The sequence below is a fragment of the Pseudomonas parafulva genome (assembly GCF_002021815.1).
Classification (GTDB): domain Bacteria; phylum Pseudomonadota; class Gammaproteobacteria; order Pseudomonadales; family Pseudomonadaceae; genus Aquipseudomonas; species Aquipseudomonas parafulva_B.
The window spans coordinates 234,511-251,332 of sequence record NZ_CP019952.1 but is presented as its reverse complement, the minus strand read 5'-3'; the positions used below and the strand labels follow the sequence as shown (position 1 = coordinate 251,332).

The following is a 16,822-nucleotide window of genomic DNA, read 5'->3' as shown; positions in this document are numbered from 1 at the left end:
CCTGCCTTTTAGGCTATCTGTTCTATTGTCGATGCCGTCATTCTACGGGCAAGCCCGTGGACCAGGCCCTCATCTCTACCTCTTTACACTGCATCGCAAGGCAAGGGCGATGACAGCCATGCCGGCCTCGCCTACCCTCAAGATCAATGGACAATTTCCAAACGCATAAATAGGCAAGGTGCGATAATTTTTGACTATTTCCTGCGTTGCGCATCCAACCCTATAGTCGCCATCACTTCATTCACAACACGCTCGGGGCTCAGACATGTCGAAGTTCGCCAAACCGCTACTCAATGCCAGCCTGGCCCTGTTGCTGGGCACGGGCCTGCTTGGCCAGGCCTTTGCCGGCGAAGAGTTGAAGACCATCCAGGAAAAAGGCGTGATCAGCGTCGGCCTCGAAGGCACCTACCCGCCGTTCAGCTTCCAGGATGAAAACGGCAAGCTGACCGGCTTCGAAGTCGAGCTGTCCGAATTGCTGGCCAAGGAACTGGGCGTGAAGGCCAAGATCCAGCCGACCAAATGGGACGGTATCCTGGCTGCGCTGGAGTCCAAGCGGCTGGACATCGTCGTCAACCAGGTCACCATCTCCGAAGAGCGCAAGAAGAAATACGATTTCTCCGAACCCTACACCGTCTCGGGTATCCAGGCGCTGGTGCTGAAGAAGAAGGCTGACCAGCTCGGCATCAAGGGCGCTCAGGACCTGGCAGGCAAGAAAGTCGGTGTAGGCTTGGGTACCAACTACGAGCAATGGGTCAAGCAGGATGTGCCCAAGGCCGAAGTGCGGACCTATGAGGACGACCCCAGCAAGTTTGCAGACCTGCGCAATGGCCGCATCGATGCCATCCTGATCGACCGCCTGGCTGCGCTTGAATACGCCCAGAAAGCCAAGGACACACAACTGGCGGGCGATGCCTTCTCGCGACTGGAGAGCGGGGTTGCCATGCGCAAGGGCGAACCTGAACTGCTGGCCGCCATCAACACGGCCATCGACAAGCTCAAGGCGGACGGGACCCTGGCCAAGCTGTCCGAAAAGTACTTCGGTGCTGACGTCACCCGATGATCGCTGAAAGCCTGCAACTGGTCGCCGACTCCGCACCCTTCCTGCTCAAGGGTGCGGGTTACACCGTGCTGCTCAGCGTAGGGGGCATGTTTTTCGGATTGGTGCTGGGCTTTGCCCTGGCGTTGATGCGTTTGTCCAAAGTGCTGCCGCTCAACTGGCTGGCACGGATATACGTATCGTTCTTCCGAGGCACGCCCCTGCTGGTGCAGCTGTTCGTCATCTACTTCGGCATGCCCCAGATCGGCATCGAGCTCGACCCGATCCCCGCCTCGCTGATCGGGCTGTCATTGAACATGGCCGCCTACATCTGCGAGATCCTGCGCGCCGCGATCTCTTCGATCGACCGTGGGCAGTGGGAAGCAGCGGCCAGCATCGGCATGACCCGCGTACAAGCCATGCGCCGGGCGATACTGCCCCAGGCGCTGCGCACCGCGTTGCCGCCGTTGGGTAACAGCTTCATCTCGCTGGTCAAGGACACCGCGCTGGCCGCCACCATCCAGGTGCCGGAACTGTTCCGTCAGGCCCAGCTGATCACAGCACGTACGTTCGAGGTGTTCACCATGTACGTGGCAGTGGCCGTGGTCTACTGGGTGCTGTGCAGCATCCTGGCCTACTTCCAGAACCGCATGGAAGCGCGGGTCAACCAACATGACCAGGAGCACTGAGCATGATCGAAGTCAAAGGCCTGACCAAACGCTTCAAGGGCCAGACCGTGCTCGATGGCATCGATGTGACGGTGCAGCCGGGTGAAGTGGTAGCGATAATCGGCCCCAGCGGGTCGGGCAAGACCACCTTCCTGCGGTGCTTGAACCTGCTGGAAACGCCCGATGCCGGGCAAATCAAGATCGGCGCCATCAGCATCGACGCCAACCGCCCCCTCGGCCCGCAACACAGCGCCATACGTCGCCTGCGCCAACAAGCTGGGTTTGTGTTCCAGAACTTCAACCTGTTTCCCCACCGCACGGCCTTGGAGAACGTCATCGAAGGGCCGGTGATCGTCAAGAAAACACCGCGCGACCAAGCGGTGGACCTTGGCCGGCGTCTATTGGCCAAGGTGGGCCTGGCAGGCAAGGAAGACGCCTATCCACGTCGCCTGTCCGGGGGCCAGCAGCAACGGGTGGCCATTGCCCGTGCCCTGGCCATGGAGCCGGAGGTGATTCTGTTCGATGAACCCACCTCGGCGCTGGACCCGGAACTGGTAGGCGAAGTCCTGGCGACCATTCGCAGCCTGGCGGAAGAAAAACGCACCATGATCATCGTTACCCATGAAATGAGCTTCGCTCGCGACGTGGCTAACCGGGTCATCTTCTTCGACAAGGGTGTGGTAGTGGAGCAAGGTGAGGCCAAGGCGTTGTTCGCGGCCCCGCAACAGGAGCGAACGCGGCAATTCCTGCGCAAGTTTCTGGGCACGGCTGCTTCTGAGTAAGCCTGCAAAGCCAGCCCGCGCTGTAGTAGCCCGTACGTCACTCAGCTCACGCCTGAATGCATGTCGCCTGGGGGCAGGCGACGCGCTTCTATATATATTCCAAAGCGTTAGTTCATAAATATTTTATAAACCCTTACGGTATATACACCGGACCACCGGACCAGCATACGTCTGTCGCGATCAGCTGTAGCGGCATAACCCACATGTGAGGTCAGCAATGGTCAGGATCACCATCACCCCAGTGCAGAACGCCAGGGCATTGAGTGCAGTCAAGGAGCGGCACTGATGTCCAGCCAAGCCCTTATTGCCTCCCGCAGCGTGCTCGACAGTGCACCGCCCTTGCTGCCAGCCAAGGTTCTGCACAGCGATGCCCAAGCGCTGCAAGCTGCACGTGAAGTCGCCGCTGTCGCGCGCGAACAGGCTGCCCGTCGGGATCAGCAACGCGAACTGCCCTGGGCCGAAATCGAATTGTTTACCCGCAGTGGCCTGGGGAGCATCAGCGTTCCGAAGGCCTACGGCGGCCCTGATGTGTCGTTCGAAACCGTGGCCGAAGTGTTCCGCCTGATCAGCGCTGCCGATCCTGCGCTGGGGCAGATCCCGCAGAACCAGTTCGGCATGCTGCAACTGCTGCGCCTGACAGCCACGCCGGCGCAACAGGCAGTGCTGTTTCGCAGCGTGCTGGACGGCTGGCGAATCGGCAATGCAGGCCCTGAGCGCGGAACCAAGGACACCCTCACCCTCAAGGCACGGATCAACCGCGCAGGTGACGGCTATCGCATCAGTGGCGAGAAGTTCTACTCCACCGGCGCGTTGTTCGCCCACTGGGTGGCGGTCAAGGCGCTGGACGAGGAAGGTCGCCAGCGCCTGGCCTTCGTGCGCCGCGGCACCCCCGGGTTACGCATCGTCGACGATTGGTCGGGGTTTGGTCAGCGCACTACGGCCAGCGGAACAGTACTGCTCGATGACGTTCCGGTAGAGGCAGACCTGGTTATCGACAACTGGCGTCAGCGGGAGGTACCCAATACCCAGGGCGCCGCCTCGCAGCTCATCCAGGCGGCCATCGACGCCGGCATTGCCGAGGCCGCCATCGATGATGCCATTGCTTTCGTGCGCACAAAGTCGCGCCCATGGGTCGAAGCCCAGGTAGAGCGCGCCAGCGACGACCTCTATGTCATCGCCGACATCGGCCGCCTGAAGCTTGAACTGCATGCCGCCGAGGCGCTGCTGCGCCGGGCCGGGCAGGTGCTGGACGAGGTCAACGCAGCGCCGGTGGATGCCGAGTCGGCTGCCCGTGCGTCGATTGCGGTGGCCGAGGCCAAGGTACTGACCACCGAGATTGCCCTGCAGGCCAGCGAGAAACTGTTCGAACTGGCTGGCAGCCGCGCGACCCTGGCCGAGTTCAACCTCGACCGCCACTGGCGTAACGCCCGCGTGCACACCCTGCACGACCCGGTGCGCTGGAAATACCACGCAGTTGGCGCGTACCACCTCAACGGCACCCTGCCCGCGCGGCACTCCTGGATCTGATGGGTAGCCTGCAGGACCGCTGCGCGGTCCGGGGCACCGGAGACACACCATGACCACACGCATCATTACCAGCGACGGCGAAGCCTTGGCCGTTGCCTTGGACATCGCCCGCCAGCTACGCCCCGACAGCGCGGTGCGCGACCGTGAGCGGCGTCTGCCACACCCTGAGCTGGCGCTGATCACACGCTCGGGCCTATGGGGTATCAGCGTACCCAAGGCCTACGGCGGGGCGGGCGTATCCAAAGTCACCCTGGCCAAGGTCATCGCCATCATCGCGCAGGCCGACGGCTCGCTCGGGCAGATTCCGCAAAACCATTTTTATGCCTTGGAAGTGCTGCGGGTAAACGGCACGCCCGAACAGCAGCAGCGTCTGTACGCCGAAGTGCTGGCAGGCCGGCGGTTCGGCAATGCCCTGGCAGAACTGGGCACCAAGACAGCCAATGAGCGCACCACACGCCTGAGCCGCGAAGGCGATGGCTTTCGCATCAATGGTCGCAAGTTCTACGCCACTGGCGCGCTATACGCCCAGCGCATACCCACCTCGGTGGTCGATGACCAAGGCGTCCAGCACCTGGCATTCGTGCCTGCCGACAGCCCCGGCCTGCAGGTGATCGACGACTGGAGTGGCTTCGGCCAGCGCACCACCGGCAGCGGTTCGGTGGTGTTCGATAACGTCCCCGTCAGCGCACAGGACGTCGTGCCGTTCCAGAGCGTGTTCGATCGCCCCACCCCGGTAGGCCCGCTGGCGCAGATTCTTCATGCCGCCATCGATACCGGCATCGCCCGGGCAGCCTATGAGGACGCCTTGCATTTCGTGCGGACCCGCAGCCGGCCATGGGTGGACTCAGGCGTGGACCAGGCGAGCGACGATCCGTTGACCGTCAAGAGCTTCGGGCAGCTGGCTATCCGCTTGCACGCTGCCGAAGCCTTGCTCGAACGCGCAGGCCACTACCTGGACAGCGCGCGTGACGACAGCACGGCCGAAACCGTAGCCGCGGCCTCCATTGCCGTAGCAGAGGCACGGGCCATCAGCACGGAAATAGCCCTGTCCGCCGGCACCACGTTGTTCGAGCTCAGTGGCAGTCAGGCCACGCTGGCCGAACACAATCTCGACCGCCACTGGCGCAACGCCCGGGTACACACATTGCACGACCCGGTGCGCTGGAAATACCACGCCATCGGCAACTACTACCTCAACGAGCAAAACCCACCGCGCCGGGGGACCATCTGATGGCCCGGCAGATCCTGCTCAATGCCTTCAATATGAACTGCGTGGGGCATATCAACCATGGCCTGTGGACGCACCCGCGCGATACGTCGACCCAGTACAAGACCCTCAAATACTGGACCGATTTGGCGCGTCTGCTGGAACGGGGCCTGTTCGACGGTCTGTTCATCGCCGACATCGTCGGCACCTACGATGTCTACGGCCAGTCGCTGGACGTAACGTTAAAGGAATCCATCCAGTTGCCGGTCAACGACCCTCTGCTGCTGGTGTCTGCCATGGCCGCCGTCACCCGCAATCTCGGTTTCGGCCTCACGGCCAACCTCACGTATGAAGCACCTTATCTGTTTGCACGCCGTCTCTCGACCCTGGATCACCTGAGCAATGGCCGAGTCGGCTGGAACATCGTCACTGGGTATCTGGACAGCGCTGCGCGCGCCATGGGCCTGACCCAGCAGCCTGAGCATGACCGTCGCTACGACCAGGCCGATGAATACCTCAAGGTGCTGTACCAACTGCTTGAGGGAAGCTGGGCCGACGATGCCGTGCTGGCTGACCGCGGACAACGCATCTACGCGCGCCCCGACAAAGTGCGCAAGGTCCATCACCACGGAGAGTTCTACGATGTCGAAGGCTATCATCTGTGCGAGCCGTCGCCACAACGTACGCCGGTACTGTTCCAGGCTGGCAGCTCGCCGCGCGGCCTGACGTTTGCGGGCAACCATGCCGAGTGCGTGTTCATCAGCGGCCAGGACAAGGCTTCAACCCGCGCCCAGGTGGACAAGGTGCGCGCCGCTGCCAGGGCTGCGGGTCGCGACCCAATGGCAGTCAAGGTTTTCATGGGCATTACGGTGATCGTGGCGCCCACCGAGCGACAAGCCCTGGCCAAGCACGCCGAATACCTGCGCCATGCCAGCCCCGAAGCCGGCGTCGCGCACTTTGCCGCCTCCACCGGCATCGACTTTGCGGCCTTCGATCTGGACGAGCCGATTGCCTTTACCCAAGGCAACGCCATCCAGTCGGCCACCCGCCAACTGCAGGAAAACGCCTGGACCCGACGCCGCCTGCTGCAACAGCACGCCTTGGGCGGTCGCTACGTCACCTTGGTCGGCGACCCCGAGCAGGTGGCTGATGAGCTGATCGCATGGGCCGACGAAACCGGCCTGGACGGCTTCAACCTGACCCGCACCGTCACACCGGAAAGCTTTGAGGACTTCATCGACCTGGTGATTCCGCCGCTACAGGCGCGCGGCCGCTACAAGACCGCCTACGCCGGCGGCACGCTGCGCGAAAAGCTGTTCGCAACCGACCATCCCTACTTGCCAGCCGATCACCCTGGCTCGACCTACCGCTTTGCGCCTGCCCCCGCCTCGACTGGAGCCTTGCACCATGCTTGAAAAACTATTTCGTCCCGTTGCGGCCGTCGCGATTGCCTTGGGCTTCTCCAGCGCAGCCCTGGCCGATGAGCCGCTTAAGGTCGGCACCACCTCAGCCTTCGCCATCCCGCTGGAAGCCGCCGTCGAAGAGGCGCACAAGCAAGGGCTCGAGGTGAAGCTGATCGAATTCAGCGACTGGATAGCCCCCAATGTCAGCCTCAACAGTGGCGACATCGACGTGAACTACTTCCAGCACATTCCCTTTCTGGAAAACGCCAAGGCTGCTGCCGGTTTCGATCTGGTGCCCTACGCCCCAGGCATCATCAACAACGTGGGCCTGTATTCCAAGCGTTATAAAAGCTTCGTCGACCTGCCCGAAGGTGCCAGCGTCGCCATCGCCAACGACCCGATCAACAGCGGACGCGGCCTGCAATTGCTGGCCAAGGCTGGCTTGATCACGCTCAAACCGGGTGTGGGCTACAAGGCCACCGAACAGGACATCACGGCCAACCCGAAAAAGCTCAGGATCATTCAGGTCGAAGCGGTCCAGCTGGTACGGGCGTATGACGACGCGGACCTGGTGCAGGGCTACCCCGCCTACATTCGGCTGGCCAACAGTTTTGACGCCACCTCGGCCCTGCTTTTCGATGGCCTGGAGAACAAGGAATACGTGATTCAGTTCGTCATTCGCCCACAAAGCAAGGATGACCCTCGCCTGGCCAAGTTCGTCGACATTTACCAGCACTCGCCCGCTGTACGTGCGGCCTTGGACAAGGCTCATGGCACGCTCTACCAGGCCGGTTGGGAGTGACAGCGATGAGCCAGTCCACTGCACGGCGAGCACTCGAGTCCTCTGCACCACCCCGTCAGGCTGAACACTTGGACCTGCGCCCTGACGTCAACCACGCCCATGTGCGGTTCATCGGGCTGGGCAAGACGTATCCAGGCCAGAGCCAGCCAGCCCTGCAAGGCATCGACCTGAACATCCGGCGCGGTGAAATCTTCGGCATCATCGGCCGCAGCGGGGCGGGTAAGTCGTCGCTACTGCGCGCCATCAACCGGTTGGAACAGCCTACGCAAGGCCGAGTGCTGATCGAGCAGGCGGACATTGCCAGCTACGACGAGGACGCACTGGTGGGGTTGCGCCGAAGCATCGGCATGATTTTCCAGCACTTCAACCTGATGTCAGCCAAGACCGTATGGCAGAACGTCGAGCTACCCCTGAAGGTGGCCGGCGTCGCCAAAGCGCAGCGCCAGCACAAGGTGCGCGAGCTGCTGCAACTGGTTGGCCTCGAGGACAAGCATCACGTTTACCCTGCGCAGTTGTCGGGCGGCCAGAAGCAGCGCGTGGGCATTGCCCGCGCTCTGGTACATGACCCAAGTATCCTGCTGTGCGACGAAGCGACCTCGGCGCTGGACCCGGAGACTACCGCCTCAATCCTGCAACTGCTACGCGACATCAACCAACGCCTGGGCCTGACCATCGTGCTGATCACCCATGAAATGGCCGTGGTGCGCGACACCTGCCATCGGGTTGCGGTACTGGAGCGTGGCCAATTGGTCGAGCAGGGCGAGGTCTGGCAGGTGTTCGGCGCGGCGCGGCACGCCACCACGCGCACGTTGCTGGCGCCCCTGCAACCGACCTTGCCAGAGGCCTTGACCGCGAACATCAAGGCTGCGCCATCGAGCCCCGACAGCGCCATCGTGCTGAAGCTGACAGCCTTCGGCGAGCCCGATCTGTCGGCATTGTTCGCCGAGTTGGGCGGACGCGTGCGGTTGCTGCAGGGGGGTGTGCAATCCATCGGCGCGCATACCCTGGCGCAACTGATCGTGTCGGTGCAGCACTCGCCCCATGACGCCAACCGCCTCCTGGAACGCAGTCGGCGCTGGGCCGAAGATGTGGAGGTGCTGGGCCATGTGGGTTGATCGTCTGCTGGAGGGTTTGCTCGACACGCTGCTGATGGTGGGCGTTTCTTCGCTGATCGCCTTGCTGGTGGGCGTACCGATGGCCGTCATGCTGGTGACCAGCGACAAGGGGGGCATCTATGCGGCGCCGCTGCTCAACCGGGTGCTGGGCGCGTTCGTCAACCTGTTTCGCTCGGTGCCGTTTCTGATCCTGATGGTTGCCCTGATCCCCTTCACGCGGTGGGTGGTCGGCACAACCTATGGCGTCTGGGCGGCCATCGTGCCCCTTACCATCGCGGCCACGCCCTTTTTCGCCCGCATCGCCGAAGTCAGCCTGCGAGAGGTCGACCACGGCCTGGTGGAGGCGGCGCAGGCCATGGGGTGCCGACGCTGGCACATCGTCTGGCACGTGCTGCTGCCAGAAGCCCTGCCAGGCATCGTCGGCGGCTTCACCATCACCTTGGTGACGCTGATCAATTCATCCGCCATGGCGGGCGCCATCGGTGCCGGAGGGTTGGGGGACATCGCCTACCGCTATGGATACCAGCGCTTCGACAGCCAAATCATGTTGACGGTGATCGCCATGCTGGTGGCCCTGGTGGCACTGATCCAGCTGGGTGGCGATCGGCTGGCCCGAGGGTTGAACAAGCGATGAGCGAAGGCGAAGGGCTGGCGCCAAGCCAGCCCTTGGCCTCATTCCCAGCGCAGGTCCTTTGCGGCGACCGGCCGGCCGAACCAGTAGCCCTGCCCCAGCTGGCACTGCTCCTGCAACAGGAAGCTGGCCTGCTCCTGCTGCTCGATGCCTTCGGCGTGCACTTGCATGCCCATGCTGCGGGCCAGGGCGATGATCACACGCACGATGGCGACATCATCCTCATCGCACGGCAGCCCGGTCACGAAGCCCTGGTCGATCTTGAGCTTTTGCACGGGCATGCGCTTGAGACGTAGCAGCGAGGAATACCCAGTGCCGAAATCATCGATGGCCAGGGTTACCCCCAGCTCGCGCAGACGGTGAAGCTGCTCCAAGGCCACTTCCGGATCATCCATCACCGCACTTTCCGTGACCTCCAGCTCAAGCAGCGCTGGCGCCAGGCCTGTTTCATGCAGCACATCGGCCACCTGCCGGTACAACTCATGCTGGCCAAACAGCCGGCTCGAGATGTTCACGGCCACGAATGCCAGTGGGCGGCCTTCCTGCTGCCAGCGCACCATCTGCAGGCACGCCTGGCGTAGCACCCAGGCATCGATTTCGGCAATCAGACCGGTGCGTTCGGCAATCGGAATGAATTCGCCCGGTGCCACCAGGCCCCGCTGGGGATGCTGCCAGCGGACCAGCGCCTCGACCCCCACCTGGCTGCCCGAGGCCAGGTCGTGCACTGGTTGGTAGAACGCGCGTAGCTCATCCTGCTCGAGGGCGCGGCGCAATTCCCCGGCCGTTTCCACGCGCAACTGGGCGTGCGCGGTCAGCTCCTCGGTATACAGGGCGTAGCAGGCGCGACCGTTGGTCTTGGCCTTGTACAGCGCCGAATCGGCATTGCGCAGCAACTGCTCGGCACTCAGAGCGTCGCTTGGGAACAGGCTGATGCCTGCGCTGACGCTGATGAACAAGCGATGGCCCTCGAACAGGAAGGGCTCGCGCATGCGTTCGATGATGCGCTGGGCCAGCTTTGCCGCCTGCCCCAGGTCCTGGCAGTGCTCGGCCAGGACGCCGAACTCGTCGCCGCCCAGGCGCGCCAGGGTGACCCCGCTGCTCACCACTTCGCCCAGGCGGGCGCCCACCAACTTAAGCAACTGATCGCCGATCGTATGACCCAGCCCGTCGTTGATGCTTTGGAAATGATCGAGGTCCAGAAGCAGCAGCGCACAACCGCGCTTCTTGGCCTGGGCCGCAGCCAACGCCTGTTGGACCCGGTCGGTGAACAACAAGCGATTGGGCAGGTCGGTCAGGGGATCATGGTGGGCCAGGTAGGCCAGCTCCTGCTCCGAATGCTTGATGGCGCTGATGTCACTGAATACCGCCACGTAATGGCTCAGTTCGCCTTCGTCGTCACGAATGGCGCGAATGGTTTGCCATTGAGGATAGATTTCACCGCTTTTGCGGCGGTTCCAGATCTCGCCGCTCCACTCCCCAGTCTCGGTCAGGGCCGCGTAGATCTGCTGGTAGAACGCGGCACCATGGTGCCCCGACTTGAACTTGCTCGGGCGCTGGCCGATGACCTCATCCTGCTGATAGCCGGTGATGCGCATGAACGCGCGGTTGACGTGCACGATCACCCCCTGCCGGTCGGTCACAAGGACCCCTTCCAGGGTGCAGTCGAACACCGCGGCGGCCATGCGCAGGCGCTCACGGTCTTCGCCGCGCAGGCGCGCACCGGCACCGATGAAGTTCAACAGCCGCACACGCGAGACGTAGATCAGCAAGGCGCTGAGCAACACCCAGACCACGACGTTGATCTGGCGCCCCACCGTCAGGGCCAGGGGGTCTTCAGTCATGCTGTGCAGCACCACCTCGGCCAGCACCAGCCAGAGGATCGAGAGCACCACATAGAGCGCAGCCATGCGCAAGGCGTCGCGAACGGAAACAGACATGTCGGGTGGAATTGCCCATGGAAAGTGTTGGGGGATTATAAAGCTTCTGCTGCCCGACGTGCGGTTGCCGCTTTGCAAAGGCCTCGCGCCAAGGCATGCCGCGCACCGCCGCCCCGCTGAAACATCGCGTGGTCAGCTTTGACTGGTTTTATTTCCCGACCCAGGGATAATCGCACCTTTCCCCTGAATTTCGAGGGTATCTCTACCTATGTGGTACAACGGCCTGCTCGACTTGTCGGCCTGGCAACTGGTCGGCATCACTTTGTTGATGACCCATGTGACCATTGTCAGCGTCACGGTCTACCTGCATCGCTATTCCGCGCATCGCGCGCTGGAGCTCAATTCCGGGCTCAAGCATTTCTTCCGCTTCTGGCTGTGGCTCACCACGGCGCAGAACACCCGTGAATGGACCGCTGTTCATCGCAAGCACCACGCCAAGTGCGAAACCCCGGACGACCCGCACAGCCCAGTCTACAAGGGCTTGAGCACGGTGCTTCGTAAAGGGGCCGAGCTCTACCGCGAAGAGGCGCGCAACCCTGAGACCCTGCGCATCTACGGCAAGAACTGCCCGGACGACTGGGTCGAACGCAACCTCTACTCCCGCTACAAGCTGGGCGGTATCGTGCTGATGGCGCTCATCGACCTGCTGCTGTTCGGTACCGCCGGCATCACGATCTGGGCCGTGCAGATGATGTGGATTCCCTTCTGGGCAGCCGGGGTAGTCAATGGCCTGGGCCATGCCGTGGGCTATCGCAATTTCGAATGCCGCGACGCTGCCACCAACCTGGTGCCTTGGGGCATCGTCATTGGCGGCGAAGAGCTGCACAACAATCACCACACCTACCCCAACTCGGCCAAACTTTCGGTCAGGCGCTGGGAATTCGACATGGGCTGGGCGTGGATTCGCCTGTTCTGCCTGCTGCGGCTGGCCAAGGTCCAGCGCGTGGCCCCCATCGCCCACCGCGTTGCCGGCAAGGCCAGCCTGGACATGGACACTGCCATGGCCATTCTGAACAACCGCTTCCAGATCATGGCCCAGTACCGCAAGCTTGTGATCGGCCCGCTGGTCAAACAGGAACTGGACCGCGTCGATGCCTCGGTCAGCCACCATTTCCGACGCGCCAAGCGCCTGCTGTCCCGCGAGACCAGCTTGCTGGAGGATCGCCACCATGTCCGTATCGAGTCCATGCTGGCGCACAGCCAGGCATTGAAGACCATTTACGAGAAACGCCTGGCCCTGCAGCAGATCTGGGCGCGGACCAGCGCCAACGGCCACGACATGCTTGCCGCCATGAAGGATTGGGTGCATGAGGCCGAGACCAGTGGCATCCACGCCCTACGCGACTTTGCGTCACAGTTGAAAACCTATTCCCTGCGCCCGACCGCTGCCTGACCTCCGTTGATCGATACGCCCCGTTCTGGGGCGTAAGCTCAGGAACTTCACTGCTCTGTTTCGACTCGAACTGCCCACATCGGCCGGAAGGTGGCCGCACCTTTACCCGTCGAGCGCGCTCTGTGCACATGGCCAAGAACAATCCCAAGATTCTGCCCGGTACTCCTCCCCCCGACGCTGCTCAAACCCTGCTGGCACTGATGCATGCCCAAAGCGAAGTCGCCCGCCTCAGCGAACGTGAGCAGTTGTTCAGTTCGCTGCTCGAAAGTGTCAACGCCGTACTGTGGGCCTTCGATTGGGAAACGCGGCAAGTGCTCTACGTAAGCCCTGCATTCGAGCGCATCTTCGGTCGCCCTGTCTGCCGGGTCATGGCCGACTTCAACGTATGGCGCGACAGCATCTATCCGGATGATCTTGAATTTGCCGAACAGAGCCTGGCTCAGGTACTGTCCACAGGCTCCGTGGAACACCGCGAATACCGCATTCTCAATGACGATGGCGAACTGCGCTGGTTAAGCGACAAGTGCTACGTCAGCCAGCAGCCAGGTAACGATCGGGTAACCATCGTTGGCATTGCCGAAGACATCACCGACAAGAAACGACTGGAGGGCGAGCTTCAGCGCCTGGCCACTACCGATGTCCTGACCCAGAGCAGTAACCGTCGCCACTTCTTCGAATGCGCCAAGCAGGCGTTTGACAAGGCACGCGAAGACGGTACACCGCTGACGTTCCTGCTTCTGGACATCGACGATTTCAAGAACATCAATGACAGCTATGGCCACCAGGAAGGCGACCAGGTGCTGCAGCGTATCGCCCACAGCGGCAGGACCGTACTGCGCCGAGGTGATCTGTTCGGCCGGATCGGGGGTGAAGAGTTTGCCGCGGTGTTCCCGGGCTGTAAGGCCAAAGTGGCAGAACAGATCGCCGAACGTTTGCAGCGGGAGGTTCAGCGGCTGAGCTTCGGCCAGGAGGGCCAGACCTACAGCGTGACGGTGAGTCAGGGTCTGACGGGTTTATTGGATGACGATGACACCCTGAACAGCTTGTATGCCCGCGCCGACGCAGCCATGTATCAAGCCAAGCGCCAAGGCAAGAACCAGATCGTTCAGGGGTGAGCATCGCCGCCGCCTGCCGTCTGTATATTGCTGACATGAAAAAACCCGCCGAAGCGGGTTTTTTTAAAGCCAGCTACATCAAGCGAGTTCAGCGAAGCACTCTTCGATGATGACCAGGCCCTTGTCCAGCAGGGCGTCTTCGGCGGTCAGCGGCACCAGAATACGCAGGACGTTGCCGTAGGTACCGCAGGACAGCAGGATCAGGCCCTTGTCGCGTGCCTTGGCAACGACCTGGGCGACAGCTGCAGCGTTAGGGGTATGAGTGCCTTTCTCGAAGACTTCGACGGCAATCATCGAACCCAGGCCACGCACGTCACCGATGATCGGGTGCTTCTGCTGGATTTCACGCAGGCCGGCAGTCAGGCGCTCGCCCACGGCCTTGCTGCGGTCCAGCAGGTTTTCTTCTTCGAATACATCGATGACGGCCAGGGCCGCAGCACAGGCGATTGGCGAACCGGCATAAGTGCCGCCCAGGCCGCCCGGTGCAATGGCGTCCATGTATTCAGCCTTGCCGCACACACCGGCCAGCGGGAAGCCGCCAGCGATGGACTTGGCGAAGGTCGTCAGGTCAGGCGCAACGCCCATCTGCTCCATGGCGAAGAAGGTGCCAGTACGGCCTGCACCGGTCTGCACTTCGTCGGCAATCAGCAGGATACCGTGCTGGTCACACAGGGCACGCAGACGCTTCATCAGCTCTTTAGGCGCTGGCAGGAAGCCGCCCTCGCCTTGTACGGGCTCGAGGATGATAGCGGCGATGTCACGTGGCTCGGCATCGTTCTTGAAGATGCGCTCGACCGAAGCGATGGCATCGTCAACGCTGACGCCATGCAGCTCGCTCGGGAACAGTGCACGGAAGACGCCACCTGGCATCAGGCCCATGCCTGCGGAGTACGGCACGACTTTACCGGTCAGGCCCAGTGTCATCATGGTACGGCCGTGGTAGCCGCCGGTGAAGGCGATCACGCCAGCGCGGCCGGTCGCGGCACGGGCGATCTTGACGGCGTTCTCGACCGCTTCGGAGCCGGTGGATACCAACAGGGTCTTCTTGTCGAAGTCACCTGGCACCAGCTTGTTGATCTTTTCGCACAGCTCTACGTAGGGCTCATAGGCCAGCACCTGGAAGCAGGTGTGGCTGACCTTGGTGAGCTGCTCTTGCACCGCTGCAACCACTTTTGGGTGCAGGTGCCCGGTGTTCAGCACGGCGATACCGCCAGCGAAGTCGATCAGTTCGCGGCCTTCGACGTCGATGACGGTGGAGTTCTTGGCCGATTCAACGAAAATCGGGTGGATCTGACCGACGCCACGTGGAACGGCGGCGACACGGCGTTGCATCAAGGATTCGTTGGTCTTGCTCATAATGCCCTCATTGCGCCGTTGAACATGGCGCTTTTATTCGGGGGTAGCTGGGGTTGCCCGCAGTCAGTATTCGTTGATCGACTGCCGCGAGCGCCCTGGCCACCAGGTGCTGCAATGTAAAAAAGGCCAGCGGAACGTCGCTCTCGCGCCCCGCTGGCAGAGGTAAAGCCTTTACCGTGCGATCAGACGCTGATGCACAGGTATTTGATTTCGAGGTAATCCTCGATACCGTACTTGGAGCCTTCGCGGCCCAGGCCAGAAGCCTTGATACCGCCGAATGGCGCCACTTCGTTGGAAATCAGGCCGGTGTTGATGCCTACCATGCCGTATTCCAGCGCTTCGGCGACACGGAACACACGGCTCATGTCGCGGGCGTAGAAGTAGGAGGCCAGGCCAAACTCGGTGTCGTTAGACATGGCGATGACTTCAGCTTCGTCTTTGAAGCGGAACAGCGGCGCCAGCGGGCCGAAGGTTTCTTCCTTGGCAACGGCAGCGGTCTTGGGCACGTCGACCAGAATGGTCGGCTCGAAGAAGTTACCTTCGATCAGCTTGCCGCCGGACAGGACCTTGGCGCCTTTGCTCACTGCGTCTTCGATGTGCTCCTGCACCTTGGCCACGGCCTTGCCGTCGATTAGCGGGCCAGTGGTGGTGCCGTCTTCCAGGCCGTTACCGATCTTGAGCTTGGCGACAGCGGCGGCCAGCTTCTGCGCGAACGCGTCATAGACGCCGTCCTGCACGTAGATACGGTTGGCACAGACGCATGTCTGGCCGTTGTTGCGGTACTTGGAGATGATCGCGCCTTCGACTGCCTTATCCAGATCGGCGTCGTCGAACACGATGAACGGGGCGTTGCCACCCAGTTCCAGGGATACTTTCTTGATGTCCTTGGCGCATTCCTGCATCAGCTGGCGACCGATTTCGGTGGAGCCAGTGAAGGAGAGTTTGCGCACCAAGGCGTTGCCGGTCAGCTCGCCGCCGACTTCGCCAGCACTGCCGGTGACCACGCTCAGCACGCCCGCCGGAATACCGGCACGGTTGGCCAGTTCGACCAGGGCCAGCGCGGAGTACGGCGTCTGCGAGGCAGGCTTGAGCACCATGGTGCAGCCAGCGGCCAAGGCCGGGCCGGCTTTACGGGTGATCATGGCAGCCGGGAAGTTCCACGGGGTGATGGCCGCAGTGACGCCAATCGGCTGCTTGATGACGATCAGGCGCTTGTCAGGCTGGTGGCCCGGGATGGTGTCGCCATAGACGCGCTTGGCTTCTTCGGCGAACCACTCGATGAAGGAGGCGGCATAGGCGATTTCGCCTTTGGCTTCAGCCAGCGGCTTGCCTTGTTCGGTGGTCATCAGGCGAGCGAGGTCGTCCTGATTTTCGATCATCAGTTCGAACCAGCGACGCAGCTTGGTCGAGCGCTCCTTGGCGGTCAGGGCACGCCAGGCCGGCAGGGCCTTGTCGGCTGCCTCGATGGCGCGGCGGGTTTCCGCAGTACCCATCTTCGGCACGGTACCAATGACTTCGCCCGTGGCAGGGTTGGTCACATTGATAGTCTGGCCGCTGTCCGCATCCAGCCATTCACCGTTGATGAAGGCTTGCTGGCGGAACAACTGAGCGTCTTTGAGCTGCATGTCGGCTTCCCGAATTGTTGATTGTTGAAAGCGCCCAGCGCAGGGCTCCGAGCGTTTGAAATCTCAAACGAATGCTAAGCGTCTGCTGGGGTGTTGGACAATAGGCTGTTCGAAAAAAAGAACGAGCGGTTGAACACCTTTATTGGAAACGGCTCACTGGCAGGGTGTGATGCAGCCTGTCGGACCAGGGCGAGCACGAACCGGAATAGTAGCCGTACCTAGTGG

Annotated in this window: 14 protein-coding genes; 11 read left to right on the top strand and 3 right to left on the bottom strand. The window is 62.1% G+C overall.

The window, feature by feature from the left end; all coding sequences use genetic code 11:
- Nucleotides 1-265 precede the first annotated feature (265 nt).
- From tcyJ to B2J77_RS01030, 9 genes are all read left to right on the top strand, one after another.
- A complete protein-coding gene (gene tcyJ, locus B2J77_RS01070; protein ID WP_058604706.1) occupies nucleotides 266-1,060 on the top strand; it encodes a cystine ABC transporter substrate-binding protein in 795 nt (264 codons plus the stop codon).
- Nucleotides 1,057-1,725, top strand: a complete 669-nt coding sequence (tcyL, locus tag B2J77_RS01065) for a cystine ABC transporter permease (RefSeq protein ID WP_023535780.1) — start codon at nucleotides 1,057-1,059, stop codon at nucleotides 1,723-1,725. Before tcyJ ends, tcyL begins: the two co-directional genes overlap by 4 nt.
- A 2-nt stretch (nucleotides 1,726-1,727) precedes the next feature.
- Nucleotides 1,728-2,486, top strand: a complete 759-nt coding sequence (gene tcyN / locus B2J77_RS01060; RefSeq protein ID WP_058637062.1) for an L-cystine ABC transporter ATP-binding protein TcyN — start codon at nucleotides 1,728-1,730, stop codon at nucleotides 2,484-2,486.
- A gap of 285 nt (nucleotides 2,487-2,771) precedes the next feature.
- Entirely contained in the window at nucleotides 2,772-4,013 is a 1,242-nt protein-coding gene (locus B2J77_RS01055) for an SfnB family sulfur acquisition oxidoreductase (RefSeq protein ID WP_058637061.1), read from the top strand.
- A 49-nt stretch (nucleotides 4,014-4,062) separates the two neighbouring features.
- On the top strand, nucleotides 4,063-5,244 hold the full coding sequence (locus tag B2J77_RS01050; RefSeq protein WP_078477815.1) for an SfnB family sulfur acquisition oxidoreductase: 1,182 nt from the start codon (nucleotides 4,063-4,065) through the stop codon (nucleotides 5,242-5,244).
- Entirely contained in the window at nucleotides 5,244-6,635 is a 1,392-nt protein-coding gene (locus tag B2J77_RS01045) for an LLM class flavin-dependent oxidoreductase (RefSeq protein WP_078477814.1), read from the top strand. The genes B2J77_RS01050 and B2J77_RS01045 overlap by 1 nt, the downstream gene beginning before the upstream one ends.
- A complete protein-coding gene (locus tag B2J77_RS01040; RefSeq protein WP_078477813.1) occupies nucleotides 6,628-7,425 on the top strand; it encodes a MetQ/NlpA family ABC transporter substrate-binding protein in 798 nt (265 codons plus the stop codon). Before B2J77_RS01045 ends, B2J77_RS01040 begins: the two co-directional genes overlap by 8 nt.
- 5 nt (nucleotides 7,426-7,430) lie before the next feature.
- The gene (locus B2J77_RS01035; protein ID WP_058637057.1) at nucleotides 7,431-8,540 is read left to right on the top strand and encodes a methionine ABC transporter ATP-binding protein; all 1,110 of its coding nucleotides are present in this window, start codon (nucleotides 7,431-7,433) and stop codon (nucleotides 8,538-8,540) included.
- Entirely contained in the window at nucleotides 8,530-9,174 is a 645-nt protein-coding gene (locus B2J77_RS01030; protein WP_058604699.1) for a methionine ABC transporter permease, read from the top strand. The genes B2J77_RS01035 and B2J77_RS01030 overlap by 11 nt, the downstream gene beginning before the upstream one ends.
- Nucleotides 9,175-9,212: 38 nt before the next feature.
- On the opposite strand, the gene dibA is transcribed toward B2J77_RS01030, so the two are convergent.
- The gene (gene dibA / locus B2J77_RS01025) at nucleotides 9,213-11,108 is read right to left on the bottom strand and encodes a phosphodiesterase DibA (RefSeq protein ID WP_078477812.1); all 1,896 of its coding nucleotides are present in this window, start codon (nucleotides 11,106-11,108) and stop codon (nucleotides 9,213-9,215) included.
- A 208-nt stretch (nucleotides 11,109-11,316) separates the two neighbouring features.
- On the opposite strand from dibA, the gene desA reads away from it, so the two are divergent.
- Nucleotides 11,317-12,501, top strand: a complete 1,185-nt coding sequence (desA, locus tag B2J77_RS01020) for a delta-9 fatty acid desaturase DesA (RefSeq protein WP_058637055.1) — start codon at nucleotides 11,317-11,319, stop codon at nucleotides 12,499-12,501.
- A gap of 128 nt (nucleotides 12,502-12,629) precedes the next feature.
- Nucleotides 12,630-13,616 carry a sensor domain-containing diguanylate cyclase gene (locus B2J77_RS01015; RefSeq protein WP_078479379.1) on the top strand — a complete coding sequence of 329 codons (987 nt, stop codon included), beginning with the start codon at nucleotides 12,630-12,632 and terminating at the stop codon, nucleotides 13,614-13,616.
- Nucleotides 13,617-13,694: 78 nt separating this feature from the next.
- Here the strand turns inward: B2J77_RS01015 and gabT are convergent, their stop codons facing one another.
- Nucleotides 13,695-14,972 (bottom strand): 4-aminobutyrate--2-oxoglutarate transaminase, encoded by a 1,278-nt coding sequence (gene gabT, locus B2J77_RS01010; protein ID WP_078477811.1) that lies wholly within the window; start codon nucleotides 14,970-14,972, stop codon nucleotides 13,695-13,697.
- Between the two features lie 182 nt (nucleotides 14,973-15,154).
- Entirely contained in the window at nucleotides 15,155-16,597 is a 1,443-nt protein-coding gene (gene gabD / locus B2J77_RS01005; protein WP_023535744.1) for an NADP-dependent succinate-semialdehyde dehydrogenase, read from the bottom strand.
- Nucleotides 16,598-16,822: the final 225 nt, after the last annotated feature.